Source organism: Pseudomonas abyssi, assembly GCF_002307495.1.
Lineage (GTDB): Bacteria > Pseudomonadota > Gammaproteobacteria > Pseudomonadales > Pseudomonadaceae > Halopseudomonas > Halopseudomonas abyssi.
Map to the genome: position 1 here is coordinate 1 of NZ_NTMR01000011.1, position 16,827 is coordinate 16,827.

Annotated in this window: 15 protein-coding genes; 8 read left to right on the forward strand and 7 right to left on the reverse strand. The window is 62.7% G+C overall.

All coding sequences use genetic code 11. The annotated features are described in order from the left end of the window. Window positions 1-116 precede the first annotated feature (116 nt). Together CNQ84_RS09130 and CNQ84_RS09135 are read left to right on the forward strand one after the other, a co-directional pair. A complete protein-coding gene (locus CNQ84_RS09130; RefSeq protein ID WP_096004581.1) occupies window positions 117-707 on the forward strand; it encodes a LysE family translocator in 591 nt (196 codons plus the stop codon). 16 nt (window positions 708-723) lie between these two features. Beyond that, the gene (locus CNQ84_RS09135) at window positions 724-1,527 is read left to right on the forward strand and encodes a helix-turn-helix domain-containing protein (RefSeq protein WP_096004582.1); all 804 of its coding nucleotides are present in this window, start codon (window positions 724-726) and stop codon (window positions 1,525-1,527) included. 69 nt (window positions 1,528-1,596) lie between these two features. Here the strand turns inward: CNQ84_RS09135 and CNQ84_RS09140 are convergent, their stop codons facing one another. The 3 genes from CNQ84_RS09140 to CNQ84_RS09150 all read right to left on the reverse strand — a co-directional run bounded on the left by CNQ84_RS09140 (window position 1,597) and on the right by CNQ84_RS09150 (window position 6,116). After that, window positions 1,597-3,048: an esterase-like activity of phytase family protein gene (locus CNQ84_RS09140; RefSeq protein ID WP_096004583.1), complete on the reverse strand. Its 1,452-nt coding sequence runs from the start codon at window positions 3,046-3,048 to the stop codon at window positions 1,597-1,599. A 345-nt stretch (window positions 3,049-3,393) separates the two neighbouring features. Then, window positions 3,394-4,233, reverse strand: a complete 840-nt coding sequence (locus CNQ84_RS09145; protein WP_096004584.1) for a CvfB family protein — start codon at window positions 4,231-4,233, stop codon at window positions 3,394-3,396. A 41-nt stretch (window positions 4,234-4,274) separates the two neighbouring features. Continuing rightward, window positions 4,275-6,116: a monovalent cation:proton antiporter-2 (CPA2) family protein gene (locus tag CNQ84_RS09150; protein WP_096004585.1), complete on the reverse strand. Its 1,842-nt coding sequence runs from the start codon at window positions 6,114-6,116 to the stop codon at window positions 4,275-4,277. A gap of 137 nt (window positions 6,117-6,253) precedes the next feature. Here CNQ84_RS09150 and CNQ84_RS09155 point away from each other — a divergent pair, with 137 nt between their 5' ends. Then, a complete protein-coding gene (locus tag CNQ84_RS09155) occupies window positions 6,254-7,066 on the forward strand; it encodes a methyltransferase domain-containing protein (protein WP_096004586.1) in 813 nt (270 codons plus the stop codon). Between the two features lie 3 nt (window positions 7,067-7,069). On the opposite strand, the gene CNQ84_RS09160 is transcribed toward CNQ84_RS09155, so the two are convergent. The 3 genes from CNQ84_RS09160 to CNQ84_RS09170 form a co-directional block, all read right to left on the reverse strand. Next, window positions 7,070-7,558 carry a SprT family zinc-dependent metalloprotease gene (locus CNQ84_RS09160; protein WP_425439957.1) on the reverse strand — a complete coding sequence of 163 codons (489 nt, stop codon included), beginning with the start codon at window positions 7,556-7,558 and terminating at the stop codon, window positions 7,070-7,072. Next, window positions 7,558-8,025 (reverse strand): flavodoxin family protein, encoded by a 468-nt coding sequence (locus CNQ84_RS09165; RefSeq protein ID WP_096004588.1) that lies wholly within the window; start codon window positions 8,023-8,025, stop codon window positions 7,558-7,560. Before CNQ84_RS09165 ends, CNQ84_RS09160 begins: the two co-directional genes overlap by 1 nt. 350 nt (window positions 8,026-8,375) lie before the next feature. Further along, entirely contained in the window at window positions 8,376-8,669 is a 294-nt protein-coding gene (locus CNQ84_RS09170) for a hypothetical protein (protein WP_083728838.1), read from the reverse strand. 197 nt (window positions 8,670-8,866) lie between these two features. Between CNQ84_RS09170 and CNQ84_RS09175 the strand changes: the two genes are divergently transcribed. Together CNQ84_RS09175 and ggpS are read left to right on the forward strand one after the other, a co-directional pair. After that, window positions 8,867-10,195: an MFS transporter gene (locus CNQ84_RS09175; protein ID WP_096004589.1), complete on the forward strand. Its 1,329-nt coding sequence runs from the start codon at window positions 8,867-8,869 to the stop codon at window positions 10,193-10,195. Beyond that, window positions 10,192-12,456, forward strand: coding sequence for a glucosylglycerol-phosphate synthase (ggpS, locus tag CNQ84_RS09180; RefSeq protein WP_096004590.1), 2,265 nt, complete (start codon window positions 10,192-10,194; stop codon window positions 12,454-12,456). The genes CNQ84_RS09175 and ggpS overlap by 4 nt, the downstream gene beginning before the upstream one ends. A 66-nt stretch (window positions 12,457-12,522) precedes the next feature. Here the strand turns inward: ggpS and CNQ84_RS09185 are convergent, their stop codons facing one another. Continuing rightward, entirely contained in the window at window positions 12,523-14,385 is a 1,863-nt protein-coding gene (locus CNQ84_RS09185; protein WP_096004591.1) for a choice-of-anchor I family protein, read from the reverse strand. A 127-nt stretch (window positions 14,386-14,512) separates the two neighbouring features. Here CNQ84_RS09185 and CNQ84_RS09190 point away from each other — a divergent pair, with 127 nt between their 5' ends. The 3 genes from CNQ84_RS09190 to ttcA all read left to right on the forward strand — a co-directional run bounded on the left by CNQ84_RS09190 (window position 14,513) and on the right by ttcA (window position 16,826). Continuing rightward, window positions 14,513-15,124: a DNA-J related domain-containing protein gene (locus CNQ84_RS09190; protein WP_096004592.1), complete on the forward strand. Its 612-nt coding sequence runs from the start codon at window positions 14,513-14,515 to the stop codon at window positions 15,122-15,124. Between the two features lie 139 nt (window positions 15,125-15,263). Continuing rightward, a complete protein-coding gene (locus CNQ84_RS09195; protein ID WP_096004593.1) occupies window positions 15,264-15,863 on the forward strand; it encodes a Yip1 family protein in 600 nt (199 codons plus the stop codon). A gap of 138 nt (window positions 15,864-16,001) precedes the next feature. Then, on the forward strand, window positions 16,002-16,826 hold the full coding sequence (ttcA, locus tag CNQ84_RS09200; protein ID WP_096004594.1) for a tRNA 2-thiocytidine(32) synthetase TtcA: 825 nt from the start codon (window positions 16,002-16,004) through the stop codon (window positions 16,824-16,826). Window position 16,827: the final 1 nt, after the last annotated feature.

A 16,827-nucleotide genomic window follows, 5' to 3' on the forward strand; every position in this document is an offset into this window, starting at 1 on the left:
AGGGGCTTTGTCAGCAGTCTGGGGCGCCGCAAGGCGCCTTTTTTGTGCGCGCAATTTCCTTCAATACACAGCCGGCCATTTGCCGCAGCATGCTCTGACTAATGTAATGAGGGTGCATGATGCTGTCGCTGTGGTTGTCGATGTTGGCCTTTACCCTGGTGGGCTCGGTTGCGCCTGGGCCGGTTTGCGTGGTGACGGTCAGCAGCGCGGCGCGCGCCGGCATGCTGCGCGCCATGCCTTATGTGCTGGGTGCATCGCTTGGCTACGCGCTGATGGTGTTGCTGCTGGGGTTGGGGCTGCTCGGCAGCCTGGCGCAGAGCCCGGCAGTGCTGCAGGGTCTGGCCTGGGTCGGCGCGGTGTACCTGTTGTATCTGGCCTGGCGTATTGCGCGCGCCGAACCGGGGCTACCAAGAATGGCAGGGATTCGGGTGCCGGGCTTCTGGGCCGGCGCGCTGGCGCAGTGGTTAAACCCCAAGGCCTGGCTGTTTTCGTTATCGGGTTTGAGCATGTTTGTCAGCAACCAGGCGCAACCACTGGCGGTCTTCTGTATCCTGTCACTGGTGGTCTGTCTGTTCGGCGTTGGCTGCTGGGCGTTGCTGGGGCACCTGCTCGGTGGGCGTTTACCGGGTGCGCGGGCAATGCGAATATTCAATTTGGTGATGGCGCTGCTGCTGGTGCTCAGTGTGGTGCTGATTCTGTTGCCGTAACCGGTTTGAGGTGTGCATGTCGCAAGAGCAGTTTCTCCAGCGTAGCCCGGCGCTGCCGGTGATCGAGCTGCGGCAGGCTGATCGTTCGACAGCCTGTTATCAGGCGCACACCCACGACGAGTTTTCCTTTGGCGTGATCGATCAGGGTCATACTGCCTATCGCAACCGGCAGCGCCTGGAACGTATCGGTGTCGGTAGCATGGTGATGGTCAATCCGGGAGAGGTGCATGCCTGCAACCCGGCTGCCGGCCAGTGGTCTTACCGGATGCTGTTTGTTGATGCCAACTGGCTGGGCGCGCTGCAGCGTGACGCCTTTGGCGGTAGTGCCGACTATCAGTGTTTTCCAGACATTTGCAACCCGGCGGCCAGCGCCGAGTTCGATGCCCTGTTTGCCAGTTTGCGACGCAGCGATGGTGCGCTGGAAGCCGAAGGGCGGCTGGTCGAGATGCTGCAGCCGTTGTTTGCCCAGCAGCAGGAAGGGCCGCAAACCCTGCACCAGCGCGGGTTGCTGCGTGCTCGGGAATTGATCATGGATCGGCTCGGCAGCAACCTGCAGCTTGATGAGCTGGCCGAGGCGGCGGAGCTCAATCGTTACCAGCTGATTCGTGGTTTTAAGCGCCTCTATGGCCAGGCACCGCACGCCTATCAGCTGGATGCTCGGATCAAACTGGCGCGTTCGCGCCTGCGAGCCGAGGCGGTCAGCCTCAATCACCTGGCGCTCGATCTGGGGTTTGCCGATCAGGCGCATTTTCAGCGTCACTTCAAATTGCGCACGGCGCTGACACCGGGACAGTACCGGGCGTTTCATCAGGCGGGTTGAGTCGTCGAGAGTAAAAACAAGACAGGCGCCGTAAAGGGCGCCTGTCTTGTTTGCAGCAACGTCAGCCCATTAGTTCACCGACAGATCTACTTCACGGATGTACAGGCGACCAGCATCGATGGTGGCCTCGTCGAGCATCTTTTGCTCCAGCACGCCGCCGGTGGACCAGGTGGCGAAGTCATCGTCGTTCAGGACGCCCAGGTGGCTGTCGTCGATGCGCCACAGGCCTTCCATCTTGTCGTGCGGGTAGTTGGCTTCAACTACCATGTCCAGCGCCAGTGTCTTGTCCACCGGATAGATGCCGACTGCAGCCAGGGCCTCCCAGCCACCGTCGAGCACGACTTCTTCCAGCGTCTTGCCGTTGATGGTCAGACCCAGATCCGGGTCCTGCACCATGCCGGGCTGCAGGGCGACGGTTTCCAGGTTGGTGCCGGTGGACAGGTCGATGCGGTAGATCTGTTTCTGTGCGTTGGGCGACACACCGGCCGCGCCGTTCGGACCGCCATAGAGGAAGCTGCCGTCGCGCTCGAGTACCAGGAAATCGGTACTGCTCAGACCGACCATTTCCGAGTTGGAGTTGGTGGGTTTTTCCTGCTGGTACAGATACTGGCCGATCTCGTCGGTCTCGAGATTCACTGTCACAATGCGGGTAATGGTCTGCGCGCGCACGGCCTTGGTCGGCAGGTCCATGGTGGACTGCATCAGGCCGACCAGAGTGCTTTCGTCCGGGGTGATGGCCAGGCCTTCCATGCCGCGGTTGGCGCGGCGATAGGCGTACTCTGCCGGAAGGTTAATGCGGGTGCGTGTGTCGGCCGTGAACGGATTGATACGGTCGATCTCGCGGCCTTCAGCATCAAAGTGCACCATGTGCGGACCGTATTCGTCGCTTGCCCAGAAGCTGCCGTCGCGCAGTGCGACCAGGCCTTCGCCATCCAGGCCGTAGTCGTCGAGCTTGAGCGGATTGCTTGCCGCATCGTAGGGCCGGGTGGGGTCAACCACGACCGGTGTACCATCCGGGTTGTAGGGCGTCTCACCGGTGCCGCCCAGCGCCGAGGTATTGGGCAGGCCGGTGATCAGGGTGCCGTCCGGGCGTTTGAGCTCAATGGTGGCCAATTGCTCGACCCCGCCGCTGGCGGTGATACGAAAGTGCCCGATACGTGGCGTGTAATCGGCGACCGGGAATGACTTGCCGGAGCCGTAGGCGCCACCGACAAAGTCGGCGTTGGGGCCGCGGTCGGTCATGGCGTAAAACTCACCCAGGTTGCTCGGGTGCGCAGTCATGGCCGAGCCGTAGCCGCCATTGCGCACTTCGAACGGCGCCATGGTCTTGCCATCGATCAGGTCATCACGCAGTACCGCGAAGGGCAGTTCAACCCCTTCCTGCGGGAAGGCAGCCAGGCGTGCTGCCAGCTCCTGCTCGGGGGTGATTGCAGCGTCGTCATCATTGTCGCTGTCGGAGTTACAGGCGGTCAGCAGCGCGCTGCCCAGCAGCAGCGCAGAAAGCACTTTCCAGTTGGTCATGTCTTCGTCCTTGTCATCGGCAGGGGGCCGGCGGTTGCCGGCGAGGTAGACAGGGACAATAAAGACGGCAGGTGACAGCGCCGCGAAGAATTGATGACGGTTTGTGTGAGGCTATTTCAGACCCTAGGGTCTGTTGCCGTTTCGTTCGCCCGCCTGTTGCAGCCTGTAAAGCCGCCAATCAAGGAGCGAGAAGCGTAGCGTGGTCATTCCACGTGAGCGACGAGCCCCGTAGCATGGAGAACCGCGCAGCGTTCTCCGTGGGTTCATTTGCCGACGCGCGGAGAAGCCTGCGGCGTTCTCCGCCCTACGGCAGAGCCGCAATGCGCAGGCCCGCCGGGCCGTTGCTTATTGGGCCAGTTCGATATGCTCCGAATGAATCCGAATAACGCCCTTTTTCATCAAACCGCCAATGGCTTTTTTGAAGTTGCTTTTGCTGACGCCAAAGGCGTCGCTGATGGCCTCGGGGCTGCTGCGATCACTCAGGGCCAGGTGGCCACCGCTGGCGCGCAGGCGGTCGAGAATCTGCTGCTGCAGTAGGTCAGCGGCCTGGGTGCCGACCGGCTGCAGGCTGAGGTTGATCTTGCCGTCGGGGCGGATTTCGCGAATGTAGCCCTGCTCCTTGCGGCCGAGCTTGATTGGCCGGAAAGCCTCGTTGCGGTGGATCAGGCCCCAATGCTCGCCATTGATGATGGCCTTGTAGCCCAGATCAGTACGCTCCACCAGCAGCAGGTTGACCGCATCGCCGACCTGGTAGCGCGCCGGGGTCTTGTCCAGATAGCGGTCCAGGCGGGTGGTCGCCAGCACCCGGCTGGTGTGCTTGTCCAGATACAGGTAGGCGACGCAATACTGGCCTTCCTCCAGCGGCTTTTTCAGCTCGGCGAAGGGCAGCAGCACATCCTTGGGCAGGCCCCAGTCGAGGAACAGACCGACCTGGCTGCGTGCTACGACCTTGAGATTGGCAAAGTCGCCGACCTGTGCGCGGGGCCGCGTAGTGGTGGCAATGATGCGGTCTTCGCTGTCGAAGTAGACAAACACTCGCAGGCGGTCGCCCACCTCGGTGCTCTGGTCCTTGGGCACATAACGGTTGGGCAGCAGAATCTCGCCATCTTCACCACCGTCCAGGTAGAGCCCGAAGCCGGTGTGCTTGGTGATTTCCAGATTATTGAAACGCCCGATGTCGGCCATGCTGCTGCTCCTGATTGCTATAGCGGCGTATTCTAGCAGCCTCAGGACTGCCGTTTTGCTTGTTCGATCATGTCAGCCACGCTGCGCGCCTCGATGCGGTCGGTGTCGAACAGGTTTTCCAGATCGGCACGGGCCTGACGGGCGGTCTGCATGACAGCGGTGGCGTCGTCGTACACCGCGTGCTGGGCCGCCAGGACCTGTTCGTCGTGGCGCCGGAAGCGCGCCAGACGCGAGTCCGCCTGCTCATCGCTGAGGCCCAGTCCGGTAAGAATCTGGCGGCTCATTTCCAGACTGGAGTGAAAGGTTTCACGCACCGGCAGTACGTTCAGGTCGATCAACTTGTGCACGTGCTGGCGGTTGCGGGCACGGGCGATGATGGTGATCTGCGGATACAGTCGGCGTACGGTCTCGGCGGTGCGCAGGGTGATGTCCGGGTCACTGCTGGTGATGATGAAAAACTGTGCCTTGTCGACCTGAGCGGCCCGCAGGATCTCCGGGCGCAGGGGGTCGCCGTAGTAGATCGGCATCTCGGCACTGATGCTGCGCGACATCTCGATGCTGTCGACCGAGGTGTCCAGCGCAACATAGGGCACGCGCTGGGCCCGGAGCACACGGGCGATGATTTGCCCCATGCGGCCCATGCCGGAGATGACCACACGCGGGCTGTCGGTATCGATCTGCTGATACTCCTCGGGCACCTTGCGCGGCGTGGCCTGCTCCTTGGGCAGCAGTGCTGCGAGCAGCAGAATCAGCAGCGGGGTGACGGCCATCGACAGGGTAATGGCCAGTACCAGCAGATTGTGCTGGGTGGCGCTCAGCAACTGGTGCCCGCTGGCCAGTTGAAAGACGACAAAGGCGAACTCGCCGCCGGCCGCCAGCACCATGCCCAGCCGCAGTGCGCTTCGGCGATCAAGCCCGGCGGCCAGGCGCCCGGTCAGGTAGATCAGCGGCAGCTTGAGCACAATGATCAGCGTGGTCAGCAGCGCGACGGCCAGGCCGTTGGACTGCAGCAGCGATACGTCGGCCTGCATGCCGACGGTGATAAAGAACAGCCCCAGCAGCAGCCCTTTGAAGGGCTCGATCTGCGACTCCAGCTCATGCCGGTATTCCGAGTCCGCCAGCAGTAAGCCGGCCAGAAAGGCGCCAAGGGCCATGGATACGCCGACCGACTCCATCAGCCAGGCCGTGCCGATCACTACCAGCAGGGCGGTGGCGGTGGAGACTTCCTGCAGGCCGGTGCGGGCGACGATGCGGAATACCGGGCGCAGCAGGTAGCGTCCGCCGACGATGATCACGGCGATGCTGCCCAGTACCTTGAGCGTCTGCAGCAACAGGTTGCCGTCGGCGCTGCTGCCGGGTTGGCTGCCGAGCAGCGGGATCAGTGCGATCAGCGGAATGGCGGCCATGTCCTGAAACAGCAGTACGGCAAAGGCCTGGCGGCCGTGGGGGCTGGTCAGCTCGCGGCGCTCTGCCAGCAGCTGCAGGCCAAACGCGGTGGAGGACAAGGCAAGCCCCAGACCGAGCACTAGCGCGGTTGCCGGCGGCTGCTCAAACAGCAAGAGGGCGAGCAGACCGATGACGCTGGCGCACAGGCCGACTTGCAGCGCTCCGGTGCCGAACACCGCCCGGCGCATCACCCACAGCCGGCGCGGCGATAGCTCCAGGCCGATGATGAACAGCAGCAGGACCACGCCCAGTTCGGACACATGGCTGATGTCTTCGGGGTGCGGTACCAGATCCAGCGCCCAGGGCCCGATGATCACGCCGGCTGCCAGGTAGCCGATGACCGCGCCCAGGCGCAGGCGCTTGGCTACAGGCACAGCGATGACGGTGGCGAGCAATAGAACGACGATAAGCTGCAGAGCGCTGCCGGAGGGGTGCATGTGAAGGGGTACCTGAACAGAGGATAAACGACCTCTGCAGTTTAAGTGACGGCGCTGGCACTGTGGCGGAAAATCTGTCGCGCGGTTGGGCAAAACTGCTACTGTGCCGCGCAAAGAAGAGGATAGGGAGTACGGCGGTGGCAGCATGGCGGGGCTATCTGCAGCAACTCGGCTGGTGGCTGGCGCATCGCCTCGGGCGTGAGCCGGAGCGCGTGTTGGCGCGTGAGCATGATGCGCTGGGCGAGCTGCGGGTAACGCAGGCAGGCGAGCTACGTTACCTCTACTTTGGCGAGGAGACTGAACAGAGCTGCGCGCTGATCGGCAACCCGGCCTGGCTGGAGTACGACTACACCCGCGCGATGCTGCTGGCGGGGTTCTGGCTGCCACAGATCGAGCGAGCGCTGGCGTTGGGGCTGGGCGCCGGCAGCCTGGTCAGTGCGGTGTTGCAGCACCTGCAACCGGCTCAGATGCGCGCGGTAGAACTCCGTCCTGCGGTGGTGGAGCTGGCTCGGCGCTGGTTTGCGCTGCCGCAGGTGCCCGAGCTGCAGGTGGTGGTAGCAAGCGCCGAGCAGTACATGGAATCGCTGACCGAGCCGGTCGACCTGCTGCTGCTTGATCTGTATCTGGAAGACGGTATTGCCGGCGCCCAACTGCACATGGACTTTTTGCAACAATGCCACGCGGCGCTGCGCCCGGGCGGGCTGATGGTGGTCAATCAATGGCAGCAGGGCAGCAGTGGCAAGCCCTACGCCGTCCACCGTCTGCGCGAACTGTTCGGTGAGCGCTACCTGCAGGTGGAGGTAGTGGAGGGCAATATCCTCCTGTTTATCCCGCAGGCGGGCGAGCTGGCGCTGGACCGTCAGGCCATGAATGTCTGGGCCGACCGGCTGACGGCGCAATTGGGCTACAGCCTGCGACCCTATATCGAGGGGCTGCGGCGAGCGGGGTAGCACCTAAACCTGCTGGCTCTTGCCGGTGAAGTGCAGCGCATCGCCACAGCGCCGACACAGGTAGCGGTTGCCCTTTTTCACCAGGGCGTGACGGCGTGCGGTAAAGGGCATGTGCTCGGCGCAGCCGCAGCGATACAGGTACTGGGTGCTGCGTCTGCGGGCGACCGGGTAGTTGTGGCAGCGGTCTGCGGGCAGGCCGAACAAGCCGGTCATCAGGGCCTGCCATTCACGGCCGTGCGGGCGGATGCGGTGTCCGTACAGCTGGTGGGCAATCAGGTGGGCGACTTCATGGGCTACTGTCTGCCGTAGAAAATGCTCGCTGTTGTCGCGATACATCTGGCCGTTGAAGCGCAGCAGATTGCGATCCAGATAGGCCACGCCGGCGCGTTGGCCGCGCAGGTCCAGGTGGATAGCGGGGCGCGCAAAGGTGCGACGAAAATACTGCTCGGCCTGCGCGTAGCAAGTCTCGGTACGGGCGATGATGCGTTCCATCAGAACACCGCGTTATCGAGTCCGGCAGCCATGTACAGGCCCAGCTCCTCGACCTGCTGTTCAAAGTCGTCCTGCCAATCACCGCGCAGAGTCAGTGGCGCCTGTAACCAGTTCCAGCGCAGGCCAGTGACAATCGACTCCACCGCGCGGCGGGTGCCGGTGCCGTCCATGCCGGCACGGATGTAAAGCGCACAGGGCAGTCCCTGCTTCTCTTCCAGTACCGGGTAGTAGCAGCGATCGAAGAAATCCTTAAGCGCACCACTCATGTAGCCCAGGTTTTCGGTGGTGCCCAGAATAATGGCGTCGGCCTGCAGCACGTCTTGCGGTTGGGCTTCCAGTGGCGGCACCCAGCGGGTCTCGACCTGTTCGATATCCGGATGGCGCGCGCCGCGCAGAGCTGCTTCGGCCAGCTTGCGGGTGTTGGGCGAGGGCGCGTGCGCGACGATCAGCAGTTGTTTGGGTGTCATACCTTAGGGTCCGTTGACGGTTCGTTCACCAGCCTGCCGGAGGCCATTTTTCGGCCAGGCAAGGCGGAAGGAGCGCAGTGTGGTCGCTCCACAGAAGCGACTGACAACGCAGCATGGCCGAAAAATGGCCCCGGCCCTGCGGGTGGGGCCGCCGAGGTTGTGCCTGTAAAGCTGCCACTCAGCGTCCCTCGTCGTTTATTTGGAATGACCACAAAAACGCCGGGAGCGTTTTTGTGCGCTAGCCCCGAAGGGGTGAAGCACAGGGATGTGCTGAACAAACTACACTCCTCGCTACTTGATTGGCGGCTTTACAGGCAGCAACAGGCAGGTGAACGAACCGTCAACAGACCCTAGCCCTGCCGGCTATTCCACAGCCGGGCAACCGCGCGTTCGCTGCCCAGCCAGGCGACCAGCAGGCCAAGTGCCCCGAGCAGCCCGAAGACGGCGACGGGCAGGATGAAAAACGGATCGCTGCCGGCCGGCAACAGCAGCCCGAGCGCACTGGCCAGGGCGATGAACAGCAGGCTCATGATGACCAGAATGGCGCGGCTCTTGGGTGCGTAATGGTACGGAGCGTCACCGGCTTCCAGCGGGTTGAGCAAGGGCGCGCAGAGGCGGCGGGCGTGGTCTTTGATGGTAGCCATGGCGGGGCGAGATTCCTGTCAGCGATTGTTGGCCAGTGTAGCGTCATGTGCCCTGTGTTTTGAAGGTACAGACAATCCGGACTGGCCAGCACGGCCCGGATTGCGGTAGGGTGTTTACAGCTGAATATAAATAGTACGCATAAATTTACACCCCCAAATCCTGCCTGGACCCGACGCCACCAAGGAGATTCGGTTCCATGCTTCGACTTGTAGTGCCCATCGCGGCCCTGCTGTGCGGCATCGCTCTGTTGCTGCTGGGCACCGGCCTGCTCAATACGCTGCTCGCCCTGCGCGGTAGTGCCGAAGGTTTCAGCGACCAGACCCTCGGTCTGCTGGGTTCCGCCTACTTTGCCGGTTTTATTCTCGGTACCTGGTTGTGTCCGCGGCTGATTCGCCGCATGGGGCATGTCCGTGCCTTTACCTTTCTGGCTGCTGCCGAGGCTGCCTGTGTGCTGATCCACCTGTTGTGGATGCTGCCAGGTGTCTGGTTGCTACTGCGGGTGATGACCGGTGTTGCGCTGGTCGGCATCTACACCGTGATCGAAAGCTGGCTCAACACCCAGGCGCCGCCCGAGCGACGCGGACAGGTGTTTGCCTGCTATATGGCGATCAACCTGGGCTCGCTGGCGCTGGCCCAGCAACTGCTGAACTGGGATAGCCCGCTCAACTTCACGCTGTTTGTGATTGCCGCGATGTTGGTGGTACTGGCCGTCATGCCGGTATCGGCCACTCGCCTGTCGCAACCGGTCATTACCGATACCCCCGCCTTGTCGCTGCGCCGTCTCTGGGAGGCCGCGCCTGTCGCCTGCGCCGGGGCCTTGCTGTCGGGGCTCGGCATGGGCGGCTTCTGGGGGCTGGGCGCGGTATACGCCACGCGCATGGGCATGGACACGGCGCAGATCGCCGGATTCGTCTCGCTGGTGATTGTTGCCGGAGCGCTGGCCCAGTGGCCGATGGGGCGGCTGTCGGACAGCATCGACCGCCGCCGGGCGCTGGTCATCATCGCCGGCAGCGCGGCGCTGGGTGGGCTGCTGATGGCGGCGCTCGGGCCGTTCGGGTTGTGGCTGCTGGTGGGGGCGGTGGTGTTCGGCGCCGGTTCGTTTTCGGTATACCCCGCCGTGGTGGCGCATCTGATCGATCATTTACACCAGGAAGATATTCTCTCCGGCAACGCCGCCCTGTTGATGCTGCACGGAGTGGGCGCGGCGATCGGTCCTGCGCTGGCAGGTGTGCTGATGAGCGTGACGCCGGTGGCCTTGCCGCTGTTCTTCACCCTGATGTTCGCGCTCTGTGCGCTCTATGCCGGCTGGCATCTGCGTGCCGGTCGTGACCGAATTGTCGATGGTGCGGCGCATCAGGTGCCGATGGTACGCACGTCAACCGCCGTGCTGGAGATGATGCTGGAGGACGCCGGTGGTGACGACGCCGCTGCTACCGCCGATGCGGCGTCTGAGCAGGCAGCGCCCAAGCAGGCTGCGCCCGACACCGATACCGATTCCGATGTAACAGGGAGACCTCAACCATGATGTTGGCAACCGATCTGGATGGAACCTTTCTTGCGGGCGACCCGGATAACCGGCAGCGCCTCTACCAGCTGATCAGCGCGCACCCGGGCATCACCCTGGTGTTTGTTACCGGTCGTGGCCTGGAGGTGGTGGTGCCACTGCTGTCTGACCCGGCGATACCCCAGCCCGACTACATCATCTGTGATGTGGGGGCGACGGTAGTCGACGGCAAGACCCTGCAACCGGTCTACCCGGTGCAGAGCGAGATTGAGGCGCGCTGGCCGGGCGAGCAGCTGGTGCTGCAGACGGTGGCGGCGTTTCCCGGACTCGAACGCCAGCAGGTACCGCAGCAGCGCCGCTGTTCCTGGTTCTGTGAGCCGGACGCGGTCACCGACGAACTGCGCGCTGCCGTCGAGGCGCTGGACTGCGACCTGCTGTTCTCGGCCGGCATGTACCTGGATTGCCTGCCCCGGGGCGTCAACAAGGGCAGTACCCTGCAGCGTCTGGTCGAACATCTGGATGAGTCGCTGGACGATGTACTGGTGGCAGGCGACACCCTGAATGACCTGTCGATGTACGAGCAGGGCTTCAAGGGCGTGTGCGTCGGTGAGTCGGAACTAGCGCTGCTGGAGGCCACCAGTGACCGCGCCAAGGTACTGCACGCCCGTCTAAGTGGCTGCGGCGGGATTCTTGAAGCGGTCTCGCATTTCGGCTTTCTCGGCCCGCTGGGCGTGGATTCGGAGCTGCGCGACCTGCAGATCAAGGGCAAGGCGGATCTGGTCATGGTGTATCACCGCCTGCCTTACGAGGAGGTAGAGCAGGACGGCAAGGTAATACGCCGTCCACCGTCGTCGCCCAACGGTATTCTGCCGACCCTGCTGAGTTTTTTTGCCGGCGATCAGCAGGGCTCCTGGGTGGCCTGGTCGATTCATGATCCGCGTCGGCGTGAAGGCTTTGAGGTACACACCAAGGTGGATGCCGAGCGCTACCCCAACCTGGTTGCGGCCAGGGTCGCTTTGACCAAGGATGACGTGGATGTGTTCTACAAGCGCTTCTCCAAAGAGGCGTTCTGGCCGACCCTGCATACCTTCTGGGAGCGTGCCGTGTTCCGTGAGGAGGACTGGGCGGTGTTTCTCAAGGTCAACCGTCTGTTTGCCGAGCGTACTGCCGCCGAGGCGGCGCAGGGCGCGGTGGTCTGGCTGCACGACTATAACCTGTGGATGGTGCCGGCCTTCCTGCGCCCACTGCGCCCGGACCTGAATATCGCCTTTTTCCACCATACCTACTTCCCCTCTGCCGACGTGTTCAACGTGCTGCCGTGGCGCCGCGAGATCATCGGCAGCCTCTTGCAGTGCGATTACATCGGTTTTCACATTCCTCGCCAGTCGGAGAACTTTGTCGATGTGGTGCGCGGGGTCGCGCCGCTGGAGGTACTGGAAGAAACCGGCTGCGCGCCGCGCTATCTGACCTACGGCTGCGCGGTGGGGCTGGACCGCATGGCGACGCGCATCAACGTGCACGGCCGCGAGATCGGCCTGGGCGCGCACCCGGTCGGGCTGGATGTCGACCGTGTACAACAGGTGCTCGACAGCGATGTGTGTCAGGAGCAGATCAGCATGCTGCGCAAGGAGCTGGAGGGCATCCGCGTGGTGCTGTCGGTGGAGCGGCTGGATTACACCAAGGGTACCTACGCCAAGCTGCTGGCGTTTGAGGCATTGCTGGAGGCCCATCCGGAGCTGATCGGCAAGGTCAGCCTGATAACCATCTGCGTGCCTGCGGCGCGCGAGATGACCATTTATGCCGAGTTGCTGGGGCAGATCGAGCAGGCGGTGGGGCGTATCAACGGACGGTTCTCACGGGTGGGCTGGACGCCGGTGCAGTTCTTCTATCGCGCCGTGCCCTTTGACCAGTTGGTGGCCTATTACTTGATGGCGGATGTGATGTGGATTACCCCGCTGCGTGACGGGCTGAACCTGGTGGCCAAAGAATACGTGGCAACCCAGGGGCTGTGCGGTGGCGCCGGGGTGCTGGTGCTGTCCGAGTTTGCCGGGGCGGCGGCCGAGCTGCACGGCGCACTGCTGACCAACCCGCACGATCCGCATGATCTGCGCGATGGCCTTTATATCGGGCTGACGCTGGGCAAGGCAGAGCGCGAAGCGCGGTTGCGGGAGTTGTTCGGGATAGTGCAGCACAACGATATTCGTCGCTGGGGCGATGAGTTTTTGCAGGCGGTACGTGGGGTGCACCGTGAGGCGCTGGAGCATAGCGACGAGGTGGCCTAGCCGGAAATGAACAGGGCCGGCTAGATGGCCGGCCCTGTGGGCTAACAACGTGTCAGCACAGCTGTGTTACGGCAGTACCTGGTTGACCTGGTACACCGTGGTGGTGCCGCTGACTTCGTGACCGACGATCAGCAAAGCTTCACCGTTCGGTGAGTCCTCGGCAGAGACAAACACCAGACCTTCCGGCCCCAGGTCTCCGGCATCGGCCAGCACGGATTCGGTATCTTCCGTGGTCCAATCGGCGCGGGTGTTCAGGTAGTCCACCATCTCAGGCGCGGTCGGGTCGGTAATATCCCATACCATCACACCGCCCATGCGCTCCAGACCGATAAAGGCAAAGGTTTTCTCGCCCAGCTGGCCCAGGGTGACGCCTTCGGGCTCCGGGCCCTTGTTGTCACTGCGGTTGTCGAATACGTCACCTTCATCGTGGGTCGAGTTGAAGTAGTCGGCGCAGGGAATATTGCGGTTGGCGCCCAGCATGCACTCGGCGCTGGCGATGTACTGCTCGAAGGCATCACCCGAATCCCATACCAGCGCACCATCGGCATCGCGGATGGAGAAGGAGCGAGCGCCGTAGGCGTACAGGTTGTCGTACATCAGACGGTCACCCGCGACGTTTTCATTGCCGGCGGCATCGAACATCACCGGGTTGCCGGCGTCGTCTTTGCGATAGCCATCGGTCCAGGCAATGGTCAGGCGGCCCAGGGTTTCGTCTTCGCGGCAGTCGCCCGGATCAGCGGCGGTGGCGCCGCAGTAGCTGAAGGTGGTCGGGTTGAGCAGGGCGCCTGCTGCCAGTTCACGCAGCTGCGGCGGCAGGTCGTCGCCGGCGCGGCGGTCAAAGCCGCCGGTGTGGAGCAGGTGCTTGGCGCGAAACTCCTCAACAAAGCCCTTGCTGGCATCGCCGGCCCAGTAGGCGTCGTCGTCCTCGCCCCAGGCGCGGGCGTCACCCTCGTTGGCGGCGACCAGGTAGGTGCTGCCACCTGCGCTATAGGCGGCGATGGCATCAGGTTGGTACATGCCCAGCACTCCAGGCCAGGTGGTGATGTTGATTTCGCCGTCTTCGTCACTGGCATCAATGCCGTTGCCAGCCACGCCGTGGTCCTTGTAGCCCAGCGGCAGAATGTCGGTGACGGTGGCGCTGGCAATGTCGATCTTGGCCAGGGCGTTGTTCTCTTGCAGGGCAACCCAGGCGGTGCTGCTGTCGTCGGAGATGGCGATGTATTCCGGCTCCAGGTCCTGCTCGACGCTGGCACCGGGGCCAAAGATGCGCACGCCAGCGGCGACCAGCTCGTCGCGACGGGCGTTGAAGCTGCTGAAGGTGGCGGTTCTGACCTCGACGATGTCGTCGTCGGTCAGGCTGAGAATGCTGATGGAGCCGACCGGGTCGACGCTGTAGTCGTTGCTCGGCTCGCCTTCGTTGGCGGTCAGCAGGTATTTGCCATCAGGGCTGAAAGCCAGCATGTCGGGCTGGGCGCCAACCTGTTCGGAGCCGAGCAGCTCCAGAGTGGTGGCGTCATACAGGGCAACGTAGCCGTTGTCGGTCTTGGGCGAGGCTTCGATGGCCACGGCCAGGTAGCCGCCCTTGTAGGCGATGCTGTTGACCACGGCGTCGGCGGCAATGCCGGTGGCGGTCAGGGTCTCGATCAGGGTCGGGTTGGCCGGGTCACTGGCATCCAGTACGTCGACAGCGCCTTTCTGCGCGTTGACGATGAAGATGCGCTTGTTGACCGGATCAAAGGCCGGAATCTCGGCGGCGCTTTCGGCGAAGATGCCGGCACTGTAGCGACCCAGGAAGCTCAGATTTATGCTGTCAGGGGTGACTACCGCTGGCGGTTCGACCACGGCGTCGTCATTGTCACTGTCGCTGTTGCAGCCGGCCAACGCGGCCAGCATGGCGCTGGTCGTCGCGGCGAGTACCCATCTGTTCATGTGTTCTGTCCTTGCTGAGGTCTTGGAAGGTGACAGTGATACGCACTTGGCGTGACAGGGGCTTGTCGCTTTGATGGCAAAGTGATGACGGTTTGGGCTGGGTGACGGGCACTGATACACTCCAGCGATGACCGAGGTATACCCGCAAGACCTGGTGCCGGATGACTTCAGTGCGCAGCTGCGCGCGATGCTGCAGGCCCACCCCCAAGGCGTGAGTGAACATCAGTTGCTGCAGTTGCTGGCCCGGCAGTTGCCCAACTCATTGTTTGCCGAGCCCGGTGCACTGCGCGATCCCCTGCAGCTGTTTCGTCTGCACTTTCTGTTGTTCAACCGTCTGTATGATCTGGCCGACCAGCTGGCCGATGATCAGCTGGCGCTGGATATTCATGTGCTGAAGATCGTGCTGGTGCCCCGAGCATCGGGCGACGCAGCGCTGCAGCCTGAAGACCCGCTGCGGCGGTATTATCTGGACTGGAATCAGTGGCGCCAGACTAACGCGGACGACGTTCAGCGACTGCTTGATGGTTTCTGGCGCGGACGCGGCGCGCTGTCGGATGGCGAGGTGGCAGAGGCGCTGGAGGTGATGGGCTTTGATGCCGAGCCCGCGCCGGCTGCATTGAAGCAGCGTTATCGCACGTTGCTCAGCCGCCACCATCCTGACCGCGGCGGCTGCACTGCGCGAGCGCAGGAGATCAATCGCGCCATGCTAATTCTGCAACGCTATTACGGCAAAAACTGAAGTTGCCAATCTCTCTAAGCAGGGTCTGATCTGCCGAGCGCTTTTTGACTATAGTCAATGCAGGGCGCTGCCACGGCGCGCTCGGTTCTCCGATCGGAGGTGTCCGGCCGGGGCTCAATAATAATGAGGAGGTCAGACCATGATCCATCACGTAGTGGGGCTGTTTACCCATCCTGACGAGGAGTGGAAGGAAATCAGAGGTGAGGAAGAGAGCATCGGCCACATGTACCTTACGCATGTGTTGCTGCTGGCAGCTATTCCCGCCGTGTCCGCCTATATAGGCACCACCCAGATCGGCTGGACGATCGGCACGCCGGAAGCGGTCAAACTGACCCAGGCCAGCGCGCTGCAGATGACGGTGCTGTCCTACCTCGCCATGCTGGCGGGTGTAGCGGTCATGGGAGCCTTCATCCACTGGATGGCGCGCACCTACGATGCCAGCCCAACCTTTAATGATTGCGTGATCTTTGCTGCCTACACCGCAACACCGCTGTTCATCGCCGGGGTGGCGGCACTCTACCCAAGTCTGTGGCTGGGTATGCTGGTGGGCACCGCAGCCATCTGTTACACGGTCTACCTGCTCTACCAGGGCATTCCCATCTTTATGGATATTCCCAGTGACGAGGGCTTCCTGTTCTCCAGTTCGGTGCTCGCGGTTGGACTGGTAGTGCTGGTAGCGATGATGGCGACCTCGGTCATCTTCTGGGGCTTTGGCGTAGGGCCTGTGTACCTGCGTTAGTCAAGCCTATTGGGCTATCTTCTCCAGGCCTGCCTGAGCCGGCATCAGCCCCCGTCAGTCGCACTGACGGGGGCTGATGTTTTTATGCTCAGCGCTTTCCAGTAAAATGCCGGCTTTTGCCAGACCGGTGCCCTGTCCATGAGTCGTCTCAGTGTCAACCAGAACAAGTTGCAGAAACGTTTGCGTCGTCTGACCGCCGAGGCGGTGACCGACTACAAGATGATCGAGGATGGCGACAAGGTGATGGTCTGCCTGTCAGGCGGCAAGGACAGCTACACCATGCTCGACATGCTGCTGTACCTGCAAAAGGTGGCGCCGATCAGCTTCGAGATTGTCGCGGTCAACATGGACCAGAAGCAGCCGGGCTTCCCGGAAGAGGTGCTGCCAGCCTACCTTGAGAGTGTGGGTGTGGCCTATCACATCCTTGAGCGTGATACCTATTCGATCGTCAAGGAGAAGATTCCCGAGGGCAAGACCACCTGCTCGCTGTGTTCGCGACTGCGCCGGGGCAATCTCTACACCTTCGCCGATGAAATTGGCGCGACCAAGATGGCGCTCGGGCACCACCGCGACGACATTATCGAAACCTTCTTCCTCAACATGTTCTACGGCGGCAACCTCAAGGCCATGCCGCCCAAGCTGCTGTCTGATGACGGCCGCAATGTGGTGATTCGTCCGCTGTCCTATTGCAATGAGGCGGATATCGAGGCCTATGCCGAGCTGCAGGGTTTCCCGATCATTCCGTGCAATCTGTGCGGCTCGCAGGAAAACCTGCAGCGCAAGGTGGTCAAGGATATGTTGCAGGGCTGGGAGCGTGCGACGCCCGGTCGGCTGGAAAACATTTTCCGCGCCCTCAGGCATGTGCAGCCGTCGCAGCTGGCTGACACGGCGTTATATGATTTCGCCAGCCTGCGTATCGATGAGCAGGCTGCGTCCCGTGTGCTCAACGTCATGAATCTCTGAG